The sequence below is a fragment of the Rhizobium sp. WW22 genome (genome assembly GCF_047041135.1).
In the GTDB taxonomy this organism is placed as follows: Bacteria; Pseudomonadota; Alphaproteobacteria; order Rhizobiales; family Rhizobiaceae; genus Rhizobium.
This window is the reverse complement of record NZ_CP178198.1, coordinates 1,028,172-1,048,286: the sequence shown is the minus strand read 5'-3', so window position 1 is coordinate 1,048,286 and position 20,115 is coordinate 1,028,172. Positions and strand designations below refer to the sequence as shown.

Genomic DNA, 20,115 nt, shown 5'->3' with positions numbered 1-20,115 from the left:
TACGTCTCCCACCGGCATCGCTCCTGTAGCGGGATTCGGGCGAAATTGCATGGGGAACAAACGGCCTCGGCACATACCCCCGCTTGCCCCATCGGCGCTCCCTCTTTATAGACCGCCTGACGAAATCCGGAGGCAGGTTCATGGTCTTCTTTCCCCACCGCCACCTCATTGGCATCAAGGGCCTCACCGAGCAGGATATCACCTATCTTCTCGACAAGGCCGACGAGGCGGTCAAGATCAGCCGCCAGCGCGAGAAAAAGACATCGACGCTTCGCGGGCTGACGCAGATCAATCTCTTCTTCGAAGCATCGACGCGCACGCAATCCTCCTTCGAGTTGGCCGGAAAACGGCTGGGCGCCGATGTGATGAATATGTCGGTCGGCAACTCGTCGGTCAAAAAGGGCGAGACGCTGATCGATACGGCGATGACGCTGAATGCCATGCGGCCCGACGTGCTTGTCATCCGCCATTCGAGCGCAGGCGCTGCCGCGCTCTTGGCGCAGAAGGTCTCCTGCTCCGTCGTCAATGCCGGCGACGGCCAGCACGAGCATCCAACCCAGGCCCTGCTCGACGCGCTGACGATCCGCCGCGCCAAGGGCAAGCTCTCGCGCATCATCGTCGCCATCTGCGGCGACGTGCTGCATTCGCGCGTCGCCCGCTCCAATATCCTGCTTCTCAACGCCATGGGTGCACGCGTCCGCGTCGTCGCACCCGCCACGCTGCTGCCGGCCGGCATCGCCGACATGGGCGTTGAAGTCTTCCATTCGATGAAAGAAGGGCTGAAGGATGCCGACGTTGTAATGATGCTGCGGCTGCAGCGCGAGCGTATGTCCGGCGCCTTCGTGCCTTCGGTGCGCGAATATTATCACTTCTACGGACTCGACGCCGAAACGCTCAAGGCCGCCAAGGAGGATGCTTTGGTCATGCATCCGGGGCCGATGAACCGCGGGGTGGAAATCGCCTCCGAAGTAGCGGACGGCCCGCAAAGCGTCATTGCCGAACAGGTCGAGATGGGCGTCGCCGTCCGCATGGCCGTGATGGAAACCCTGCTCGTTTCACAGAACCAGGGACCTCGCACCGAGGGAGTGGGCGCATGAGCAACTCGATCGTCCTTCAGAATGTCCGCATCATCGATCCCTCGCGCAATCTCGATGAGATCGGCGCGATCGTCGTCGAAGACGGTGTCATCGTAGCCTCCGGCAAGGATGCGAAGAGCCGCGGCGTACCCAAGGGCGCGACCGTTCGCGACTGCAATGGGCTTGTCGCCATTCCCGGCCTGGTCGATGCGCGCGTCCATGTCGGCGAGCCTGGCGGCGAACATCGCGAAACGATCGCGTCTGCCAGCCGCGCGGCAGCGGCCGGCGGCGTCACTTCTTTCATCATGATGCCGGACACGGACCCGGTCATCGATGATATTGCCCTTGTCGAATTCGTCAGGAAGACGGCGCGCGATACGGCCGTCGTCAATGTCTATCCGGCAGCGGCTCTCACCAAGGGGCTGGCCGGCGAGGAGATGACGGAAATCGGCCTGTTGCGCGAAGCCGGAGCCGTCGTGTTTACCGACGCGCATTCCAGCGTCCACGATAGCCAGATTCTGCGCCGAGTGATGACCTATGCGCGCGAATTCGGCGCGGTGATTTCCTGCGAGACACGTGACAAATATCTCGGCGCAAACGGCGTGATGCATGAAGGACTGCTTGCAAGCTGGCTCGGGCTCTCAGGCATTCCGAAGGAAGCCGAACTCATTCCGCTCGAGCGCGATCTTCGCATCGCGGCGCTGACGCGCAGCCATTATCACGCTGCTATGATCTCCGTGCCGGAATCGGCCGAGGCAATCCGCCTCGCCCGCTCGCGTGGCGCCAAGGTCACCTGCGGCATCTCCATCAACAATCTGGCGCTCAACGAGAACGACATCGGCGAGTACCGGACCTTCTTCAAGCTCTACCCGCCGCTGCGCTCCGAGGATGACCGCACAGGCATGATCGAGGCGCTGGCCGACGGCACGATCGACATCATCGTCTCCTCGCATGATCCGCAAGATGTGGATACGAAACGCCTGCCGTTCGGCGAGGCAGAGGACGGTGCGGTCGGGCTGGAAACGCTGCTTCCGGCAGCGCTCCGGCTCTATCATAGTGGCCAAGTCAGCCTGATGCGGCTCATCGATGCGCTCTCGACGCGGCCGGCACAGATCTTCGGGCTGTCCGCCGGCACACTGAAGCCCGGCGCCAAAGCGGATATCGCTCTCGTCGATCTCGACGAGCCTTGGCTTGTCGCAAAAGACATGCTTTTGTCGCGCTCGAAGAATACGCCCTTCGAAGACGCGAGAATGAGCGGCCGGGCGGTTGCAACCTATGTCGCCGGCAAGCTGGTTCACAGTCTCTAAGGCAAGCGCCAGGGTTTACGGAGAATAAGACGCGATGGCTGATTTCTGGACTTGGCAGCTTACCCTGCAGACCGCGCTGGCCGCGCTTGTCATCGGCTATCTGCTCGGCTCCATTCCCTTCGGCCTCCTGCTGACCCGCATGGCCGGGCTCGGCGACGTGCGCAACATCGGTTCGGGCAATATCGGCGCGACCAACGTGCTGCGCACCGGCAACAAGGGGCTTGCAGCCGCAACCCTGCTGCTCGATGCCTTCAAGGGCACGGCCGCCGTGCTGATCACCGCGCATTTCTTTGGCGAGGATGCCGGTGTTCTTGCCGGCTTTGCCGCCTTCATCGGTCACATCTTCCCTGTCTGGATCGGCTTCAAGGGCGGCAAGGGTGTCGCTACCTATCTCGGCATCCTGCTCGGGCTTGCACCGTTGATGGCCCTGATCTTTGCCATCGTTTGGCTGGCGATCGCCTTTACCACCCGCTATTCCTCGCTTTCCGCACTGGTTGCAACTCTTGTCATCCCGGTTGTATTGTGGATATTGGGGGCCGATAAGATCGCCGCCGTCATGGCGCTGATGACCGTCATCTCCTGGTACAAGCATAGGGCCAATATTGCCCGGCTGACCGCGGGAACGGAAGGCAAGATCGGAGCAAAGGGATAATGGACACAGGCAGCGCAAGACGGACGGGAGTTGCGCTGACCGAAAAACAAAGGATCGCCTGGCTCAGGCTCATCCGTTCGGACAATGTCGGTCCGTCCACCTTTCGTGACCTCATCAATCACTATGGTTCGGCTGAAGCGGCTCTGGCTGCGCTTCCGGAGCTTTCGCAGCGCGGCGGCTCGACGCGCGCGATCCGCATTGCCGATGAGCGGGATGCCCTGCGGGAGCTGGAGGCAGCGCACCGCTTCGGCGCACGCTTCATCGGCATCGGTGAGCCGGACTATCCCCCTGCCCTTCGCGAGATCGATGGCGCGCCGCCGCTGCTTGCCGTCAAAGGCAACATGTCCGTAGCTACGAGGCCGGCCATCGGCATGGTCGGCTCACGAAATGCCTCGATCAGCGGCGCCAAATTCACCGCCATGATTGCACGCATCTGCGGCGAGGCCGGTTATGCGGTGGTTTCCGGTCTGGCACGCGGCATCGATACGGCCGCCCATCGCGCAAGCCTCGTCACCGGCACGATCGCCGCCATGGCTGGTGGCCTCGACCAACCCTACCCGCCCGAGAATATCGGCCTGCTCAAAGACATATGGGACGGCAACGGGCTTGCCGTCAGCGAAATGCCCTTTGGCTGGGAGCCGCGAGCGCGCGACTTTCCGCGCCGTAATCGCCTCATCGCTGGCATCTCGCTCGGTGTCGTGGTCGTCGAGGCGGCAACCCGCTCCGGCTCGCTGATCACGGCGCGCCTTGCCGGCGAATTCGGCCGGCTCGTCTTTGCCGTTCCCGGCTCGCCGCTCGATCCGCGCTGCGAAGGAACGAACGGCCTGCTGAAAGATGGCGCGATGATCGTCACGATACCGGACGATGTCGTCGAAGCGCTGCGGCCGCTCGCCGAGCCGGATCTCTTTCGCCCGCGCCCCGCAACGGCACCCATCGAAAGAAGCAAGCCGCTCTCCACGCCGCCCGATGATGCAGAGCGCGACCATATCGTCGAGGCGCTAGGGCCGACGCCCGTCGAGATCGACGATATCGTCCGTCACACCGGCTTGTCGATATCGGCCGTTCATTCCGTTCTTCTCGAACTCGACATGGCCGGCCGGCTGCATCGGCATCCCGGCGGACTGGTGTCGATCTCCATGCTGGATTGAAAACTGTGATACGCGTACCGATTCTAAGCATTGCATCGCCGCGCCAAGCGCAAAAATCGCATTACAGCGCCGCGCGTCACATATGACGCGCAAAGGTCGCTGTAACACGTTAGAGGTGCTGCATAATTTTATGCTTCAATCGATTCCGATTTAAGGAATTATGCAATAGCCTCTTGACCGCGACGATTTCCCTGTCCATGTCGGAAGGCCGGGAAGACGGAAAAACCCGGTATCTCCCGCGTCTTATACCGGCGCGACCTCTTATTCAGAGACTTGATGATGAACGTTGTAGTGGTGGAATCGCCTGCCAAGGCCAAGACAATCAATAAATATCTGGGACCCGGATATAAGGTTCTTGCATCCTTCGGCCATGTGCGTGACCTGCCCGCCAAAGACGGTTCGGTGCTGCCGGACCAGGATTTCGAAATGCTGTGGGAAGTCGATGGTGCCTCGCAAAAGCGCATCAAGGACATTGCCGACGCGATGAAATCCTCCGACGGCCTGTTTCTCGCGACCGACCCCGATCGTGAGGGTGAAGCCATTTCGTGGCATGTGCTCGATCTGTTGAACAAGAAGCGCGTTATCAACGGCAAGCCGGTGAAGCGCGTGGTGTTCAACGCCATCACCAAGAAGGCCGTGCTCGACGCCATGGCCGACCCGCGCGACATCGACGTGCCGCTGGTGGACGCCTATCTCGCCCGCCGCGCGCTTGACTACCTCGTCGGCTTCAACCTGTCGCCGGTTCTGTGGCGCAAGCTGCCGGGCGCCCGGTCGGCCGGCCGCGTGCAATCCGTGGCGCTTCGCCTCGTCTGCGACCGAGAATCCGAGATCGAACGCTTCATCTCGGAAGAATACTGGAACCTTTCTGCGATCCTGAAAACGCCACGCGGCGATGAATTCGAAGCCCGCCTGGTCTCTGCCGACGGCAAGCGCCTGCAGCCGCGCGCGATCGGCAACGGCGAAGAGGCCGGCAAGCTGAAGGCGCTGCTCGAAGGTGCCTCCTATGTCGTTGACACGGTCGAGGCAAAGCCGGTCAAGCGCAATCCGAGCCCACCCTTCACCACTTCGACGCTGCAGCAGGCTGCCTCCTCGAAGCTCGGCTTCTCGGCCTCGCGCACCATGCAAGTGGCGCAGAAGCTCTATGAAGGCGTCGATATCGGCGGCGAAACCGTTGGTCTCATCACTTATATGCGTACCGACGGCGTTCAGATGGCGCCGGAAGCGATCGATGCGGCACGCCACGCCATAGCCAACCAGTTCGGCGACCGTTACCTGCCGGAAAAGGCACGTTTCTATTCCACCAAGGCTAAGAATGCCCAGGAAGCGCACGAAGCGATCCGTCCGACCGATTTCGATCGCGTGCCGGATCGCATCCGCAAATTCCTCGATGACGATCAGCTGAAACTTTACGATCTGATCTGGAAGCGCGGCATCGCCAGCCAGATGGCATCGGCCGAAATCGAGCGTACGACGGTCGAGATCCTCGCTGACAATGCCGGCAAGAAGGCCGGCCTGCGCGCCGTCGGCTCTGTCATCCGTTTCGACGGCTTCATCGCCGCCTATACCGACCAGAAGGAAGACGGCGAGCAGAGCGACGACAGCGAAGAAGGCGGCCGCCTGCCAGAGATCAACGCACGCGAAAATCTCGCCAAGCAGAAGATCAATTCGACCCAGCATTTCACCGAGCCGCCGCCGCGCTACTCGGAAGCATCGCTGATCAAAAAGATGGAAGAGCTTGGTATTGGCCGCCCCTCCACCTATGCCGCGACGCTCGCAACGCTGCGCGACCGCGATTATGTGACCATCGACAAGCGCAAGCTTGTGCCGCAGGCCAAGGGACGGCTGGTTACAGCCTTTCTCGAAAGCTTTTTCACCAGATATGTCGAATACGACTTCACGGCCGATCTGGAGGAGAAGCTTGACCGCATCTCCGCCGGCGAGCTGAACTGGAAGGACGTGCTTCGCGATTTCTGGCGCGATTTCTTCGCACAGATCGAAGACACAAAGGAACTGCGCGTCACCAATGTTCTGAATGCCCTGAACGACGCATTGGCGCCGCTCGTCTTCCCGAAGCGCGAAGACGGCAGCGATCCGCGCATCTGCCAAGTATGCGGCACGGGTAACCTCTCGCTGAAGCTCGGCAAATACGGCGCCTTCGTCGGCTGCTCGAACTATCCGGAATGCAATTATACCCGCCAGCTTTCGTCGGAAGGCGGCGCGGAGGCTGAATCCAACGGATTGAACGAACCGAAAGCGCTCGGCACCGATCCGGTGACCGGTGAAGAGCTGACGCTGCGTTCGGGCCGCTTCGGTCCCTATATCCAGCGCGGCGACGGCAAGGATGCCAAGCGTGCATCGCTGCCGCGCGGCTGGAAGCCGGAGGATATCGATTATGAAAAGGCGATGGCGCTGATCTCGCTGCCACGCGACATCGGCAAGCACCCCGAAACCGGCAAGATGATTTCTTCCGGCATCGGCCGCTATGGACCATTCCTGTTGCACGACGGCAGCTACGCCAACCTCGAAAGCGTCGAGGATGTCTTCACCGTTGGTCTGAACCGCGCCGTCACCGTTCTTGCCGAAAAGCAGAGCAAGGCAGCCGGTGGAGCGCGCGGCGGAACACCCGCAGCGTTGAAGGATCTCGGCGCGCATCCGGATGGCGGCGGCTCGATCACCGTTCGCGACGGCAAGTACGGCCCCTACGTCAATTGGGGCAAGGTCAATGCGACTTTGCCGAAGGGGACGGATCCGCAGGCGATCACCGTCGAGGAAGCCCTAGCTCTGATCGCAGCGAAGGCCGGCAAGAGCGGCAGCACCACCAAGAAGGCACCCGCCAAGGCAAAGGCCGCGGCAGCCGGCGCAAAAGCCACGAAAACGACTGCCAAGCCGAAGGCTGCTGCAAAGAAGCCTGCGGCCAAGACGGCGGCGAAAAAGAAGAGTGCAGAGTGAGCAGAGAACCGCGCGGCAGGAACCCATCGTCGGAACGGCGTTCCGGTAAGCCCGGCCGCGCCAGCAAGGCAGGCGGCGAGGTTGAGCCGATGATGGCAATTATCCACGGCGAGCTGCCGCCGCGCGAGGTCATCCTGCGCTTCATCGCCGATCATCCGCAACAGGCTTCCAAGCGCGAACTCGCCAAGGCCTTTGGCCTAAAAGGCGAGAGCCGCGTCGCGCTAAAGGAACTGCTGCGCGAGCTTGAAGAAGAAGGCATGGTGCAGAAGAGCCGTAAGTCTCTCATCCGCCCTGGCGCGCTGCCGCCGATTGCCGTTCTCGATATTACGACGCGCGACAAGGACGGCATGCTGATCGGCCGCCCCGCCGAATGGGCCGACGAAAACGGCGTCGCGCCCGCAGTCATGATCAAGCAGTCCTCCTCGCCCGCCGGTCGCAACGGCAAGGGCAAGGCGCCGGTCGCCGGCATGGGCGACCGCATTCTTGCGAAGATCTTCTCGGCCGTCGATCGCGGCGGCCCAGCCTATACGGCTCGCATCATCAAGGTCATCGACAAGCGGCAGGGCGCCTCCATGGGCGTCTTCCGCGAAACGCCGGGCGGCGGTGGCCGGCTGATGCCCATCGAACGGCGCGGCGAGGAAATGGTCATTGACCCCGATTATACCGGCGGCGCCAAGGATGGCGATCTGGTCGAGGTCGAAGTGGCGCGTCTCGGCCGCTTCGGTCTGCCGCGCGCCAAGGTTCTGTCTGTTGTCGGTTCTGTTGCCTCGGAAAAAGCGATCTCGATGATCGCCATTCATGCACATGGTATTCCGCATGTCTTCCCCGTCGCAGTCATTGCGGAAGCCGATGCGGCCAAGCCCGCCACCATGTCCCATCGCGAGGATTGGCGCAGCCTGCCGCTGATCACCATCGACCCGGCCGATGCCAAGGACCATGACGACGCCGTCTATGCCGAGATGGACCCCTCGCCCGACAATCCGGACGGCGTGATCGTCACCGTCGCCATCGCCGACGTCTCCTGGTACGTGCGTCCGAACTCGCCGCTCGACCGCGAGGCGCTGAAGCGCGGCAATTCGGTCTATTTCCCCGACCGCGTCGTGCCGATGCTGCCCGAGCGCATCTCCAACGATCTCTGCTCGCTCAAGGAAGGCGTCGACCGCCCTGCCCTCGCGGTTCGAATGGTCTTCTCCAAGGAAGGCCGCAAGGCTGGGCATACCTTCCATCGTGTTATGATGAAGAGCGCTGCCAAGCTTTCCTACCAGCAGGCGCAGGCTGCGATCGACGGCAAGCCCGACGACAAGACCGGACCGATGCTGGAGCCGATTCTCAAGCCGCTCTGGCACGCCTATGAGATTTTGAAAAAGGGCCGCGACCGGCGCCAGCCGCTCGAACTCGATATGCCCGAGCGCAAGATCCTGCTGAAGCCGGATGGCACCGTCGATCGTGTCTTCGTGCCGCCGCGCCTCGATGCGCACAAGCTCATCGAAGAAATGATGATCCAGGCGAACGTTGCTGCGGCCGAGACGTTGGAAAAGCGCAAGCAGGTGCTGATGTACCGTATTCACGATGGACCGACGCTCGCCAAGCAGGAAATCCTGCGCGAATTTCTGGCCACCCTCGGCATTTCGCTTGCCAAGGGCGGCAATGTGCGCGCCAATAGCTTCAACGGCATTCTGGCGAAAGCCGAGGGTACGGCGCATCAGACCATGGTCAACGAGATGGTGCTGCGCTCACAGAGCCAGGCGATCTATAGCCCCGACAATATCGGGCATTTCGGCCTGAATCTGATGAAATACGCCCACTTCACCTCGCCCATCCGTCGCTATGCGGATCTGATCGTGCATCGCGCGCTGGTCGGCTCGCTTGGCCTCGGCGAAGGTGCGATCACGCCGGAGGAAGAAGCTTCGCTCGACGATATTGCAGCCGAAATCTCGACCTTCGAGCGCCGCGCTATGGCCGCGGAGCGCGAGACGGTGGACCGGCTCATTGCCCACCACCTCGCCGGTCGTGTCGGCGCGGAGTTCGAGGCGCGCGTCGGCGGCGTCACCAAGTCGGGGCTTTTTGTCACCCTGCCGGACTATGGCGCCGACGGTTTCATCCCTATATCTACGCTCGGCACCGATTACTTCATCTACGACGAGGCCCATCAGGCGCTGACAGGGGAAAGAACGGGGCTAGGATTTCGTCTCGGCGACGATGTAACGGTGAGGCTGGCGGAAGCCGTGCCACTTGCCGGAGCGCTGCGCTTCGAAATGCTGAGCGATGGCAAGCCGATGCCGACGGCGGTGCGTTCCTTTCATAAGGCCACCCGCCGCAACAAGAGCCAGGCGCGCAAGGCACCGGGCACGAGACCGCCGCGCGGCCGCAGATAAAGAACGGCTGCCGGCACGGAGGAAGCGCATTCATGACGGGCAGCCCATCCGACTCCCCCATCCGCTTCGGTGGCTCAGACGAAAGCGAACGTCCGCTCGGACGCTCGATTCTACGCGGCATGCTGAACCGCTGCCCGCGCTGCGGCACCGGCAAGCTCTTTCGCGCCTTTCTGAAGCCAGTCGACCGATGCGCGGTCTGTGATGAAAATATCTCTCATCAGCGAGCCGACGACCTGCCGCCCTATCTGGTGATCCTGGTTCTCGGCCACCTGATCGTCGGCGGCTACATGCTGACGGATATGACCTTCAAGCTGCCACTCTGGGCGCATCTTGCCATTTGGGCACCCATCACCATTATCGCGGCACTTGCCATCATCCAGCCGATCAAGGGCGGCGTCATCGGCCTGCAATGGGCGCTGCGCATGCATGGCTTCGGTGGCCATGACGACACCCCAGAGGAATGGGATCAAGGAAACGGCCGGTCGTGACCATGCTATCCGGTTCATGCCGCCGGTCTCTATCGTTGGCAGAGATTGCTTCCGCGCATTGCGCTGCTATATCGGAAACCGCAGAGGTTTTGTCGCTTAATCGTGCTTCAGACGAACTGCTTTGCCGGCAACCGCTTGACATGAGCAGCATTTCTTGTCTGAACATGCCGCGCGTCATAGGGACTACTCCGGAGGGTGTGATCGATCACATGAAAGCCGACCCGTCACCTGAATTTGGCCGAGCCGTGGCTTCCTGTGCTCCACATTGCGATCGATTCGCGCGCCTCATGCCCCAGGGATTTTTTTATGCTTGAACCGACGAACGACAAGGCCGGCCACGTCGAAGAAATTCACTGGCCTTCGCTCGTCGCAGCCATTACCTCCGTATCCGCCGTTGGCATCGCCATCGGGCTGGGACTGCCGCTTCTGAGTATCATTCTCGAAAAGCGCGGTGTTCCCTCGAGCCTCATCGGCCTCAACACGGCCATGATGGGCGTCGCCTCGATGCTGGCAGCGGTCGTTACGACCAAGCTCGCGCATCGCTTTGGCGTCGTGCAGACAATGATCTGGGCGGTTTTCCTATCGGCTCTGAGTTCACTCGGTTTCTACTATGCGGAAAATCTGCTTCTATGGTTTCCGCTGCGCATCGTCTTCCATGGGGCGACGACAACGCTCTTCATCCTGTCGGAATTCTGGATCAACGCCGCCTCGCCGCCTTCCAAACGCGGATTCGTGCTCGGTCTCTATTCCACCGTCTTCTCTCTGGGATTTGCGGCCGGCCCCCTCGTCTTTTCCGTCGTCGGCAGCGAAGGCCTGATGCCCTTCCTCATCGGCGCCTGCATCATACTGGCCGCCTCCATCCCGATCTTCATTGCGCGAAACGAGAGCCCGATCGTCGACGAGAAGCCGGAACTGCATTTCGTGCGCTACATCTTCCTCGTGCCGACGGCCACGGCTGCGGTCTTCGTGTTTGGTGCGGTTACCGTCGGCGGCGGATCGCTCTTCACCAGCTATGCAACCCGCCTCGGTTTCAACGAATCACAGGCGGCACTGCTGCTGACCGTCATGGGTGTGGGCAACTTCGTGTTCCAGATCCCGCTCGGGCTGCTTGCCGACCGCATGCGGGACAAGCGGCCGCTGCTGTCGATCATGGCCACGATCGGGTTTGTCGGAGCGCTCCTGCTACCGTCGCTGTCATCGAACTGGATCATTCTTGCCATCATCCTGCTCTTCTGGGGTGGCTGCGTTTCCGGCATGTATACGGTCGGCCTCAGCCACCTCGGCACGCGATTGACCGGCGTCGATCTCGTCGCCGCCAATGCGGCCTTCGTTTTCTGTTACGCCGTAGGCATGGTCCTCGGGCCGCCGACGGTCGGCACGGCCATGGATGTCGCCAATCCCAGCGGCTTTGCCTGGGCCGTGGCGTTTTTCTTCGGTCTTTATGTCCTGCTTTCGGGGATACGACTGCTTTTCATGGGCAACAGAGGTTGACTTTTCGGGCGCGATTTGTATTTTCGCGCCAGAATTCGCCGTGGACCTCCGCACTGGCCGTCCACGGCGTTCATTTTTATTAAAGGCAGGACGACCATGGCCAAGGCTACCACCATCAAGATCAAGCTGCTGTCGACGGCCGACACCGGTTTCTTCTACGTCACGACGAAGAACAGCCGTACGATGACGGACAAAATGACGAAGACGAAGTACGACCCGGTTGCTAAGAAGCATGTCGAGTTCAAGGAAACGAAGATCAAGTAAGTTTCCTAAACTTCAGGTTACAAAAAGGCGCGACCTTCGGGTTGGCGCCTTTTTTTGTTTTATAAACCTCATCTCGATCGCCGTCCGATTTTGCAATAGCGGTTGGAAACGCCTCAGTCGAACAATGCCTTGCCGGCACGGCAAAGAAAAACGCCGCCCTTCAGAAAGAAGAGCGGCGCTTTGAATGGGGGTCGGCTAGCCTGCAAAACGGCACGAGGAACCGTTATCTTCTGCCTGCCAGCCGACCGACCCCACGACCCAGGAGATGCGGCGGACCTGAGCATCATGGGGTATCTCGGATACCCTAATCGGTTGTCTGTATACGGGACTAAATTCGCGCGAAATCAAAAGAAAATCAACAAATTCTTAATGATAAAAATGCCTGTCTGCCCGCATGGTTAAAATTCATGACTTTGACGGAAAAGAATGCCCGATAGCATTAACGAAAAATGGTCAAGAAATTATCAAGAATAAAGAGAGATTTCCTCTCTCGCTAGAAAATATACAATACAGATACTAAAGTAAAATTGAATATTCAATTTAGTTTCAATCAAGCTCCTGCCCTTCCAGCTCCCACCTGACCACCAAGCCACGAACAAGATAAAAACATATAGTAATATAATACGAATATTTCGCCTTGGGGCAGAAAGTGAGAATTTATTCCGAAAATTAAAGTATAAGTATTCTTATTTCTTTGAACCAGAACTCAAGTGGCTGTGGAGGTGAGATAAAGAACGGGAAGAACTGAATCGCGGTTCAAAAACCTGGAAGCTACCTCAGTATCGATGGGTAATTGCCATTTTCGGCCGTTTACCCCTATGCGGCTGAAGCTACGACCCTGTTGCGGCCTGCCCTTTTGGCTTCGTAAAGCGCAAGATCGGCCTGTTTCATCAACTGCTCCGGCGTATCGATCGTCTCCAAACGGCACGAAATTCCGAAGGATGCGGTAATGTTAAGCGCCACACCAGTGTCGCGTAGTTTCACAGGCATATTTTCTACCGCAGCGCGTAGACGTTCTGCGACGGCTGCGGCGATATCGGCGGGCGTATCCGGCATGACGACTACGAATTCCTCACCTCCGTAACGACAGGCAAGATCGGCGCCGCGCACCGTTGAGCGGATCCGTGCGGCAAACTCCTTGAGAACTTCGTCGCCGGCATCGTGACCATGGGTGTCGTTTACGGTCTTGAAGCGGTCTATGTCGGTGATCAGAATCGAGAGCGGCCTGCCCCGTGCCAGGGATCGATCAAAAAGCACCTTTAAGTGATTGTCGAGGTAGCGCCTGTTGTGCAGGCCGGTGAGCGCGTCGGTGACGGCAAGCTCGATCGTCTGCTGTACGCTGGCACGCAAACGGTCGTTATAGCGTTTGCGGCGGATCTGCGTGAGGCAGCGAGCCACGAGCTCGTTCGGATCGATCGGCCGGACGATATAATCATTGACGCCGAGATCCAGCGCGCGAACGATCATGTCATCGGCCCCCTGCTCCGTCACCAGCAGCACTGGCAGGAAGCGCGTACGCTCCAGCGAGCGCAGCTGCGAGCAAAGCCTCAGCGGATCATAATCGTCGAAATTAGAATTGACGATGACAAGCTCGAACGGCCGTTCGGCCGCTTCGAACAAAGCCGCCTGCGGATCGGACATCGCAATGACCTGGGCAATCGGCTTCAGCGTTCGGATAATCCGCTCCTGCGAATTGGCGCGGCCGTCGACCAGCAGCACCTGGCCGGCTTCCTCGGAACGACCTTCTCCGGAGCGCATCAGATCGCCGATGCCGAAGTTGCGCGCGGTCTCGTTGCGCATATGCAGCTCGTCACTCAATGTCTTCAGGCGAAGCAGGCTCTTGACGCGCGAAATCAGCTGGAGGTCATTGACCGGCTTCGTCAGGAAATCGTCGGCACCGGCCTTCAGACCACGCACGCGGTCGGCAGGTTGATCGAGCGCCGTCACCATGACGACCGGGATATGCGCAGTTCGGGCATCGGATTTCAGGCGTTCACACACTTCGAAGCCGTCCATGCCGGGCATCATAATATCGAGAAGGATCAGATCGACCTGCGCGCTCGCGCAAATGGCGAGCGCCTTCAAGCCGTCCTCAGCTGTCAACACTTCGAAATATTCGGCAAGCAGCCGCGCTTCCAGAAGTTTTACGTTGGCCGGAATATCGTCCACTACTAGGATGCGTGCGGTCATCAGCTGCTCCCCATCATCAGGCGTCGCCCAGATAGGTTTTAATGGTCTCAATGAATTTCGGCACTGAAATCGGCTTCGAGACATAGGCCTCGCAGCCACCCTGGCGAATGCGCTCCTCATCGCCCTTCATGGCGAAGGCCGTGACTGCGATCACGGGGATCATGTGCAGGTCGTCGTCTTCCTTCAGCCACTTGGTGACCTCCAGACCGGAGACCTCCGGCAGCTGAATATCCATGAGAATCAGATCTGGACGGTGCTTGCGCGCGAGATCGAGCGCTTCCATGCCATTGCGGGTCTGGATCGTTGTGTAGCCGGAGGCTTCGATCAGATCGCGAAAGAGCTTCATATTCAGCTCATTGTCTTCTACAATCATTACCTGCTTAGCCATGGAACGCTGCCCCTGCATCCGGTATTGCATCCATTCTCTCGAAATATAGGGTCGCGAGGAACCGATTCCAGAAATAGTTGAATCGCAAATTACCGGCATTTGGTTGAAAAATAGGTAACTCACCCTTCAAAATGCAAAGTAACTTCAAGAACCCGAAGAAGAGCGCGGCCAACCCGCAAGAGACTGCTATTGCCGTACTCGGCTGGCTCGCCAATGAACCCGATATGTTTGGCCGCTTCCTGGCGCTCACCGGCGTGGAGCCGGCGCAGGTGCGCAACGCCATCAACGAGCCCGCCTTCCTTGCTGGCATGCTCGATTTCCTCATGAACCATGAACCGACATTATTGGCCTTCTGCGAGGCCAGCGGCATTCCACCGGAGGCCGTCGCCGCCGCGTCGGCGCATTTTTCGCCGCCCGGCCTTGCCTCTGGAGAATACTGATTATGGATGCCCCGATCGAATTCGACGTATCGCATATCCAACTTCAGGAACGGCCATTGATCGTCTGCGATGTCGATGACGTTGTTCTGCATTTCTTTGCGCCCTTCCTGGCCTTCATCGACGCCGAAGGCCATGAATTCCTCCCGCGCTCCTTCCGGCTGACGGGCAACATCGTTTCCAAGGCCAATGGCTCCGCGCTGGAAGAAAAGGATGTCCGCCGGCTGATCGAGGCGTTCTTCGAGGCGCAGGAGCAATGGCAGACGCCTTTCGATCGCGTGGTGGACACGCTCGCCACGTTTTCGAAAGATGCCGATATCGTTTTCCTGACAGCCATGCCGCCGCAGTTCTGGGAGCAGAGGCGGCGGCTCCTCGACAGGCTTGAGCTTGACTATCCGTTGCTCGCGTCGCTGCAGCCGAAGGGGCCGATCGTACGCTCGCTGCATCGACAGCGCGAGATGCCCGTCGCCTTCGTCGACGACATGGCCCACAACCTGCATTCGGTCAGCGAATATGTTCCGGGATGCCTCCTCATCAATCTGAAACCGGCCTCCATCGTTCACCGCATGGCGCCCGCCGTCGCCGCTGGTATTCCGGAAGCCAATGAATGGGGCCAGGCAGCACCGCTGATCCAGGCTCATATCGCACGCTGACGTCATCCTACCTACCCTCAAAGAGCGAGGCGCATCAGAGGCCTGCCGTCCTTCCGCTTCGCAACTTCAGAAAATCCGGCGGCCTCGAATATGCGCTGCGAGCCGACATAGAGACCGACCGATTTCGACTGCTTCGTGCGCTCGATCGGGCAGCCCTCCAGCAGCCGCGCGCCGGAAGCACGGGCGAAATTCACGGCCTCCGACAGCATGCGATGGCTATACCCCTTGCCGCGATCCTTTGAATTTATGAAGAAGCAACTTACCGCCCAAACAGTGCTGTCTTCCGCATCGGCTGGATCGAGCGGACGAGACACCGTTTTCGGCGAGTTCCATTGCGGCAGCTCTGCACGCGGACCAACCTGCACCCAAGCGATCGGTTGCCCATCAATGTAGCCTAGGAGACCGGGCGGCGGCCCAGCCGAGATTCGCTCCTGGATCAACTGCTTCTTTGCTGCCGCATCCATCGTCTTGCGCTGCGATGTCGCGACACGGAAATGAGTGCACCAACAGCCATAGCAGGCACCGCTTGGTCCAAATAGTGTCTCGAAATCGCCCCAGCGATCCGGCGTCAATGCCTGCACGACTAAGTTCTGCACTCGCGCCTCCCCGGCAGTTTTCCAGCTTGAGACTCGCGAGCTTAGATCATAAAGTGGCGATGTTCAATTTTTGTTCTCACTCGATGACCCATGCGCCCGATAAGATTTCCGGCTTCTGTCGCGATTGTTTGAGCGAGCAATCGGCCACGCGCACGCGCTGCCGGAGCTGCGGAAGCCCTCGCCTCGTTTACCACCGGGAACTCTACGCACTGACGCTGGCGCATATCGATTGCGATGCCTTTTATGCCTCCATCGAGAAACGTGACAATCCGGAGTTGGCCGACAAGCCCGTCATCATCGGTGGCGGCAAGCGCGGCGTCGTCTCCACTGCCTGCTATATCGCCCGCATCCATGGAGTGCGCTCCGCCATGCCGATGTTCAAGGCGCTGGAAGCGTGCCCGCAGGCCGTCGTCATCCGGCCGAACATGGAGAAATACGTGCGCGTCGGCCGCGAGGTCCGTGCGATGATGCAGGACCTGACACCGCTGGTGCAGCCGCTTTCGATCGACGAGGCCTTTCTCGAGCTAGAGGGCACGCAGCGGCTGCATCACGATCCGCCGGCGCGCATCCTCGCCAAGTTCGTCAAGCGCGTCGAGCAGGAAGTCGGCATCACCATCTCCGTCGGCCTTTCCTATTGCAAATTCCTCGCCAAGGTTGCCTCCGATCTACAGAAGCCGCGAGGCTTCTCCGTCATTGGCAAGGAAGAGGCGCTCTCCTTCCTGGAGCCACGATCGGTCACCACCATCTGGGGAGTAGGCAAGGCCTTTGCCGCTACGCTCGAAAGCGACGGTATTCGCACCATCGGCCAATTGCAGGCCATGGAGGAAGGTGACCTCATGCGCCGTTATGGCGTCATCGGCCAGCGACTTTTCCGTCTCTCGCGCGGGATCGACGACCGAACCGTGCATCCCAATGAAGCGGCAAAGAGCGTGTCTTCCGAAACCACCTTCTTCGAAGACATCTGGCGCCATGAAGATCTCGTGCCGATCTTGCGCGATCTCTCCGAGAAGGTTTCCCGGCGTCTGAAGCGCAGCGGCATTGCTGGCCAGACCGTCGTGCTGAAGCTGAAGACCGCAGACTTCAAGATTCGCACGCGCAATCGTCGGCTGGAGGACCCAACCCAACTCGCGGACCGGATTTTCCGCACCGGACTGCGGCTGCTCGAACCTGAAACCGACGGCACGAAATTCCGTCTCATCGGCATCGGGGTTACCGATCTTGGCGATGCCGGGCGCGCAGATCCGCCCGATCTTATCGACGTTCAGGCCATGCGACGGGCCGCCGCGGAAGCAGCTATGGACAAGCTCCGAGAAAAATTCGGCAACAAGACAGTCGAAACCGGCTACACGTTCGGCGATAAAAACCATAAATAACAACTATTTAGCAAAAGTCACCGGATGGTGATTTTTGGCTGCATTGCAAATAATTGAACGACGTGCGCGATTCTTTAGCGCGAGAAAGCTCGGATTCAAACTTTCTTGGTAAATTTCCATTAGGACTTGGATTCTGTAACTTTCCGGCGGCGTGAACTCGTCGCCTCCAGTGTTTTGCGTACGGGTTCCTATGCGTCTATCGGCTGTATCGACCATTCTTCTCGCCTGCCTGACAATTTCAGGCTGCGCCGCCCGAGGTGAGCGCGAAGCCGCGCAAGCCGCCCCGCCTTCGAAAGAATTGACCGGTTCCATCACAAAGACCAGTAGGGTCGTGCCTTCGGTCGAAATCGGCGAAACCGTTTCGCGCGTCGAGCGGCAGCAGGCGCTCGCAGTCGCGATGCCGACGAATCTCCGGCCTGAGGGCCTTATGCCCTCCGACCAGAGCGGCGACGATGACGCGCCAGTCCCGCTGCAACGACCGCTCGCCATGCTCTCGCCATCGAATCCGGTGCCCCGCGCCCTGCGGCAGCAGCCGATGCGGATCTACAGCCATCGCTTCCGCGATGCCAAGCCGATCAACTTCGGTACATCAACCTCGCCCCGGAAGCTCGCTGTCCATGGCGTCGACGTCTCTCGCTGGCAGGGCGACATCGACTGGGATACGCTGCGCACGCAGGGTGCGAACTTCGTCTACATCAAGGCAACGGACGGCGGCGATCACATCGATCCCATGTTCAAGAAGAACTGGCGGGCTGCCCAGCAGGCCGGCCTGAAACATGGCGCCTATCATTTCTTCTACTGGTGCCGGACTGCCGGAGAGCAGGCCGACTGGTTTATTCGCAACGTGCCGAAGGAAGCCGGAGCCCTGCCGCCGGTCATCGACGTGGAATGGAACGGTGAGTCAAGTTGCAAGCGGCGGCCCTCGCGCGAGCAGGTTCTCGCCAAGATGCAGGTCTTCATGGACAAGCTGGAAAAGCATTACGGCCAGCGTCCGATCGTCTACACGGCTCCGGACTTCTATCGCGACAATCTGAGTGGCGAGCTGCTCAACTATCCCTTCTGGCTGCGCGCCGTGGCTCAACATCCGTCCAAGGTCTATCCGGGCCGTAAATGGCTGTTCTGGCAATATTCCGGCTCCGGTGTATCCCACGGCGTCGAAGGCAAGATCGACCTCAACGCTTTCCACGGCAGCGAGCAGGACTGGCACAACTGGGTTGCCTCCAGCGTCCACTGATTCCCCGTTAGCTCAAGATTTCAATCATCGCCGAAGCAGAGTTTGAACGCTCCGCTTCGGCGATGCCGCATTGGGCGTTCGGCGAACTCACGCTTTCATGGACGCAGAAAGGCATGAGTCTTCGGCAAGTCTTCCTTAAACTTCCAAGTCTAACCTCAGGTACAACGAGTATTGCGTTTTGGTTGTGTCTATGAAGCCATTTTTGTTGCTGGGGCTCGCGCTGGTGTCAGCCACCGCCCTTTTCCATCCCGTCTTTGCTGCGCCGGATACCCGCACCCTGCAGATCGTGGTGTCGAAGGACAAGCAGTCGCTCGCGGTCTATGACGGCGATAAGGTAATCGCGACTTCGAAGGTTTCCACCGGCAAGCGCGGCCACACGACCCCCAGCGGCATCTTCTCCATTCTGGAGAAGAAGGTGTATCACGAATCCAATCTCTATTCGGCCTCGCCCATGCCTTTCATGCAGAGGCTGACCTGGTCGGGGATCGCGCTGCACGAATCCAATTCCGTCCCGAATTATCCGGCATCGCATGGCTGCGTGCGGATGCCGAAGGCCTTTGCGAAGACGCTTTATCAAATGACCGAGCGCGGCGTGCATGTCGTCATCGCCGATCAGCCGCTAGTGCCGCAGCCATTTGAAAACGCGATGCTGTTCCAGCCGCTGCCAGCTCCACCGCCGGCGCTGTTTTCCGGCATCGAACTCCGTCCGATGACTGCAAGCTTCCTGCCGCAGGCACAACAGCTGCAGGTGGCGACGAACGACGTGACGTCGATCCAGATACCGAAGGCGCGGGAGACTCTGGCGCCACCGGCCGATCCCGCTCCGCTCAGCATCCTCATCACCCGGCGGGGCTTGCGCGAAAACGTGCGCGACCTTCAGGGCATCCTGAACGGGATGGGCTTCATCACGGGAACGCCCGACGGCATGCTGGGGCCTGCGACAGTGCAGGCGATCGAGGACTTCAAGAAGGCGCATGACATCAAGACGACGGGCGGCCTCGTCAGCCCCGCGCTGATGAAGGCAGTCTATGCCGCGGCCGGCAGGGGCGAACCGCCGAACGGCGCGATCATGGTCCGGCAGAACTTCAAACCGCTGTTCGAAGGACCGGCCATCATTGCAGAGCCGCAGGAGGCGCTCGGCGTACATTTCTTCACCGCCAATGCGATCGACCGGATCAGCGGCAAGGCCGACTGGTTCGGCATGACGCTCGAGGAAGATCTGAGCAAGCAGACGAAGAAGCGCTACGGCATCACCAGCGAGGAACAATCGCAATCGTTCGACGCAGCCGGACAGGCGCTCAATCGCATCACCATCCCTGACGATATCCGTCACCGCATCGAGGATCTGCTGACCGCGGGATCGTCGCTGACGATTTCCGATACCGGCGTCGGACCGGAAACCGGCAACGAGACCGATTTCATCACCCTTACCAACAACGGCGCGCTGGGTAAAAAGGGCTAGAGCCTTTTTGTTTTTACGCAATTCCGGACGGA

The 20,115-nt window shown here is 59.9% G+C and carries 17 protein-coding genes; 14 read left to right on the top strand and 3 right to left on the bottom strand.

Annotated features, from left to right (window positions below; all coding sequences use genetic code 11):
* Window positions 1-140 precede the first annotated feature (140 nt).
* The 9 genes from ACK83U_RS05210 (at window position 141) to rpmG (ending at window position 11,750) form a co-directional block, all read left to right on the top strand.
* Complete coding sequence (locus ACK83U_RS05210; RefSeq protein WP_069614943.1) at window positions 141-1,097, top strand: aspartate carbamoyltransferase catalytic subunit; 957 nt, start codon at window positions 141-143, stop codon at window positions 1,095-1,097.
* Window positions 1,094-2,383, top strand: coding sequence for a dihydroorotase (locus ACK83U_RS05205; RefSeq protein ID WP_112607114.1), 1,290 nt, complete (start codon window positions 1,094-1,096; stop codon window positions 2,381-2,383). Before ACK83U_RS05210 ends, ACK83U_RS05205 begins: the two co-directional genes overlap by 4 nt.
* Before the next feature lie 34 nt (window positions 2,384-2,417).
* Entirely contained in the window at window positions 2,418-3,035 is a 618-nt protein-coding gene (gene plsY, locus ACK83U_RS05200) for a glycerol-3-phosphate 1-O-acyltransferase PlsY (RefSeq protein WP_112414706.1), read from the top strand.
* Window positions 3,035-4,183: a DNA-processing protein DprA gene (gene dprA, locus ACK83U_RS05195; RefSeq protein WP_112607116.1), complete on the top strand. Its 1,149-nt coding sequence runs from the start codon at window positions 3,035-3,037 to the stop codon at window positions 4,181-4,183. Before plsY ends, dprA begins: the two co-directional genes overlap by 1 nt.
* Window positions 4,184-4,462: 279 nt before the next feature.
* Entirely contained in the window at window positions 4,463-7,132 is a 2,670-nt protein-coding gene (gene topA / locus ACK83U_RS05190) for a type I DNA topoisomerase (protein ID WP_112607600.1), read from the top strand.
* Window positions 7,129-9,507 (top strand): ribonuclease R, encoded by a 2,379-nt coding sequence (gene rnr / locus ACK83U_RS05185; RefSeq protein WP_112607118.1) that lies wholly within the window; start codon window positions 7,129-7,131, stop codon window positions 9,505-9,507. The genes topA and rnr overlap by 4 nt, the downstream gene beginning before the upstream one ends.
* A 32-nt stretch (window positions 9,508-9,539) precedes the next feature.
* Complete coding sequence (locus ACK83U_RS05180; protein WP_015339543.1) at window positions 9,540-9,995, top strand: DUF983 domain-containing protein; 456 nt, start codon at window positions 9,540-9,542, stop codon at window positions 9,993-9,995.
* Window positions 9,996-10,301: 306 nt separating this feature from the next.
* Window positions 10,302-11,486 carry an MFS transporter gene (locus tag ACK83U_RS05175; RefSeq protein WP_112410585.1) on the top strand — a complete coding sequence of 395 codons (1,185 nt, stop codon included), beginning with the start codon at window positions 10,302-10,304 and terminating at the stop codon, window positions 11,484-11,486.
* A gap of 96 nt (window positions 11,487-11,582) precedes the next feature.
* Window positions 11,583-11,750 (top strand): 50S ribosomal protein L33, encoded by a 168-nt coding sequence (gene rpmG / locus ACK83U_RS05170; protein ID WP_003547442.1) that lies wholly within the window; start codon window positions 11,583-11,585, stop codon window positions 11,748-11,750.
* 816 nt (window positions 11,751-12,566) lie between these two features.
* Here rpmG and ACK83U_RS05165 read toward each other — a convergent pair.
* Window positions 12,567-13,940 (bottom strand): PleD family two-component system response regulator, encoded by a 1,374-nt coding sequence (locus ACK83U_RS05165; RefSeq protein ID WP_412474800.1) that lies wholly within the window; start codon window positions 13,938-13,940, stop codon window positions 12,567-12,569.
* Window positions 13,941-13,956: 16 nt separating this feature from the next.
* Window positions 13,957-14,328, bottom strand: coding sequence for a response regulator (locus ACK83U_RS05160; RefSeq protein ID WP_041677854.1), 372 nt, complete (start codon window positions 14,326-14,328; stop codon window positions 13,957-13,959).
* Window positions 14,329-14,459: 131 nt separating this feature from the next.
* On the opposite strand from ACK83U_RS05160, the gene ACK83U_RS05155 reads away from it, so the two are divergent.
* Together ACK83U_RS05155 and ACK83U_RS05150 are read left to right on the top strand one after the other, a co-directional pair.
* Window positions 14,460-14,768, top strand: a complete 309-nt coding sequence (locus ACK83U_RS05155) for a DUF3572 domain-containing protein (protein ID WP_112337507.1) — start codon at window positions 14,460-14,462, stop codon at window positions 14,766-14,768.
* A gap of 2 nt (window positions 14,769-14,770) precedes the next feature.
* Window positions 14,771-15,418, top strand: coding sequence for a hypothetical protein (locus tag ACK83U_RS05150; protein ID WP_112607124.1), 648 nt, complete (start codon window positions 14,771-14,773; stop codon window positions 15,416-15,418).
* Between the two features lie 17 nt (window positions 15,419-15,435).
* Here ACK83U_RS05150 and ACK83U_RS05145 read toward each other — a convergent pair whose 3' ends face one another.
* Window positions 15,436-16,014 (bottom strand): GNAT family N-acetyltransferase, encoded by a 579-nt coding sequence (locus ACK83U_RS05145; RefSeq protein WP_112607126.1) that lies wholly within the window; start codon window positions 16,012-16,014, stop codon window positions 15,436-15,438.
* An 83-nt stretch (window positions 16,015-16,097) separates the two neighbouring features.
* Between ACK83U_RS05145 and ACK83U_RS05140 the strand changes: the two genes are divergently transcribed.
* The 3 genes from ACK83U_RS05140 to ACK83U_RS05130 all read left to right on the top strand — a co-directional run bounded on the left by ACK83U_RS05140 (window position 16,098) and on the right by ACK83U_RS05130 (window position 20,083).
* Window positions 16,098-17,387, top strand: coding sequence for a DNA polymerase IV (locus ACK83U_RS05140; RefSeq protein WP_112337598.1), 1,290 nt, complete (start codon window positions 16,098-16,100; stop codon window positions 17,385-17,387).
* A 190-nt stretch (window positions 17,388-17,577) separates the two neighbouring features.
* The gene (locus tag ACK83U_RS05135; RefSeq protein WP_112607133.1) at window positions 17,578-18,621 is read left to right on the top strand and encodes a GH25 family lysozyme; all 1,044 of its coding nucleotides are present in this window, start codon (window positions 17,578-17,580) and stop codon (window positions 18,619-18,621) included.
* Between the two features lie 190 nt (window positions 18,622-18,811).
* Window positions 18,812-20,083 (top strand): L,D-transpeptidase family protein, encoded by a 1,272-nt coding sequence (locus ACK83U_RS05130; RefSeq protein ID WP_112607135.1) that lies wholly within the window; start codon window positions 18,812-18,814, stop codon window positions 20,081-20,083.
* The last annotated feature ends 32 nt before the right edge of the window (window positions 20,084-20,115 follow it).

What these genes read in the sequence shown, in the direction of transcription:
- ACK83U_RS05210 (WP_069614943.1), top strand. Translation starts at nt 141, where the DNA reads ATGGTCTTCTTTCCCCACCGCCACCTCATTGGCATCAAGGGCCTCACC.
- ACK83U_RS05205 (WP_112607114.1), top strand. Translation starts at nt 1,094, where the DNA reads ATGAGCAACTCGATCGTCCTTCAGAATGTCCGCATCATCGATCCCTCG.
- plsY (WP_112414706.1), top strand. Translation starts at nt 2,418, where the DNA reads ATGGCTGATTTCTGGACTTGGCAGCTTACCCTGCAGACCGCGCTGGCC.
- dprA (WP_112607116.1), top strand. Translation starts at nt 3,035, where the DNA reads ATGGACACAGGCAGCGCAAGACGGACGGGAGTTGCGCTGACCGAAAAA.
- topA (WP_112607600.1), top strand. Translation starts at nt 4,463, where the DNA reads ATGAACGTTGTAGTGGTGGAATCGCCTGCCAAGGCCAAGACAATCAAT.
- ACK83U_RS05180 (WP_015339543.1), top strand. Translation starts at nt 9,540, where the DNA reads ATGACGGGCAGCCCATCCGACTCCCCCATCCGCTTCGGTGGCTCAGAC.
- ACK83U_RS05175 (WP_112410585.1), top strand. Translation starts at nt 10,302, where the DNA reads ATGCTTGAACCGACGAACGACAAGGCCGGCCACGTCGAAGAAATTCAC.
- rpmG (WP_003547442.1), top strand. Translation starts at nt 11,583, where the DNA reads ATGGCCAAGGCTACCACCATCAAGATCAAGCTGCTGTCGACGGCCGAC.
- ACK83U_RS05165 (WP_412474800.1), bottom strand. Translation starts at nt 13,940, where the DNA reads ATGACCGCACGCATCCTAGTAGTGGACGATATTCCGGCCAACGTAAAA.
- ACK83U_RS05160 (WP_041677854.1), bottom strand. Translation starts at nt 14,328, where the DNA reads ATGGCTAAGCAGGTAATGATTGTAGAAGACAATGAGCTGAATATGAAG.
- ACK83U_RS05155 (WP_112337507.1), top strand. Translation starts at nt 14,460, where the DNA reads ATGCAAAGTAACTTCAAGAACCCGAAGAAGAGCGCGGCCAACCCGCAA.
- ACK83U_RS05150 (WP_112607124.1), top strand. Translation starts at nt 14,771, where the DNA reads ATGGATGCCCCGATCGAATTCGACGTATCGCATATCCAACTTCAGGAA.
- ACK83U_RS05140 (WP_112337598.1), top strand. Translation starts at nt 16,098, where the DNA reads ATGACCCATGCGCCCGATAAGATTTCCGGCTTCTGTCGCGATTGTTTG.
- ACK83U_RS05135 (WP_112607133.1), top strand. Translation starts at nt 17,578, where the DNA reads ATGCGTCTATCGGCTGTATCGACCATTCTTCTCGCCTGCCTGACAATT.
- ACK83U_RS05130 (WP_112607135.1), top strand. Translation starts at nt 18,812, where the DNA reads ATGAAGCCATTTTTGTTGCTGGGGCTCGCGCTGGTGTCAGCCACCGCC.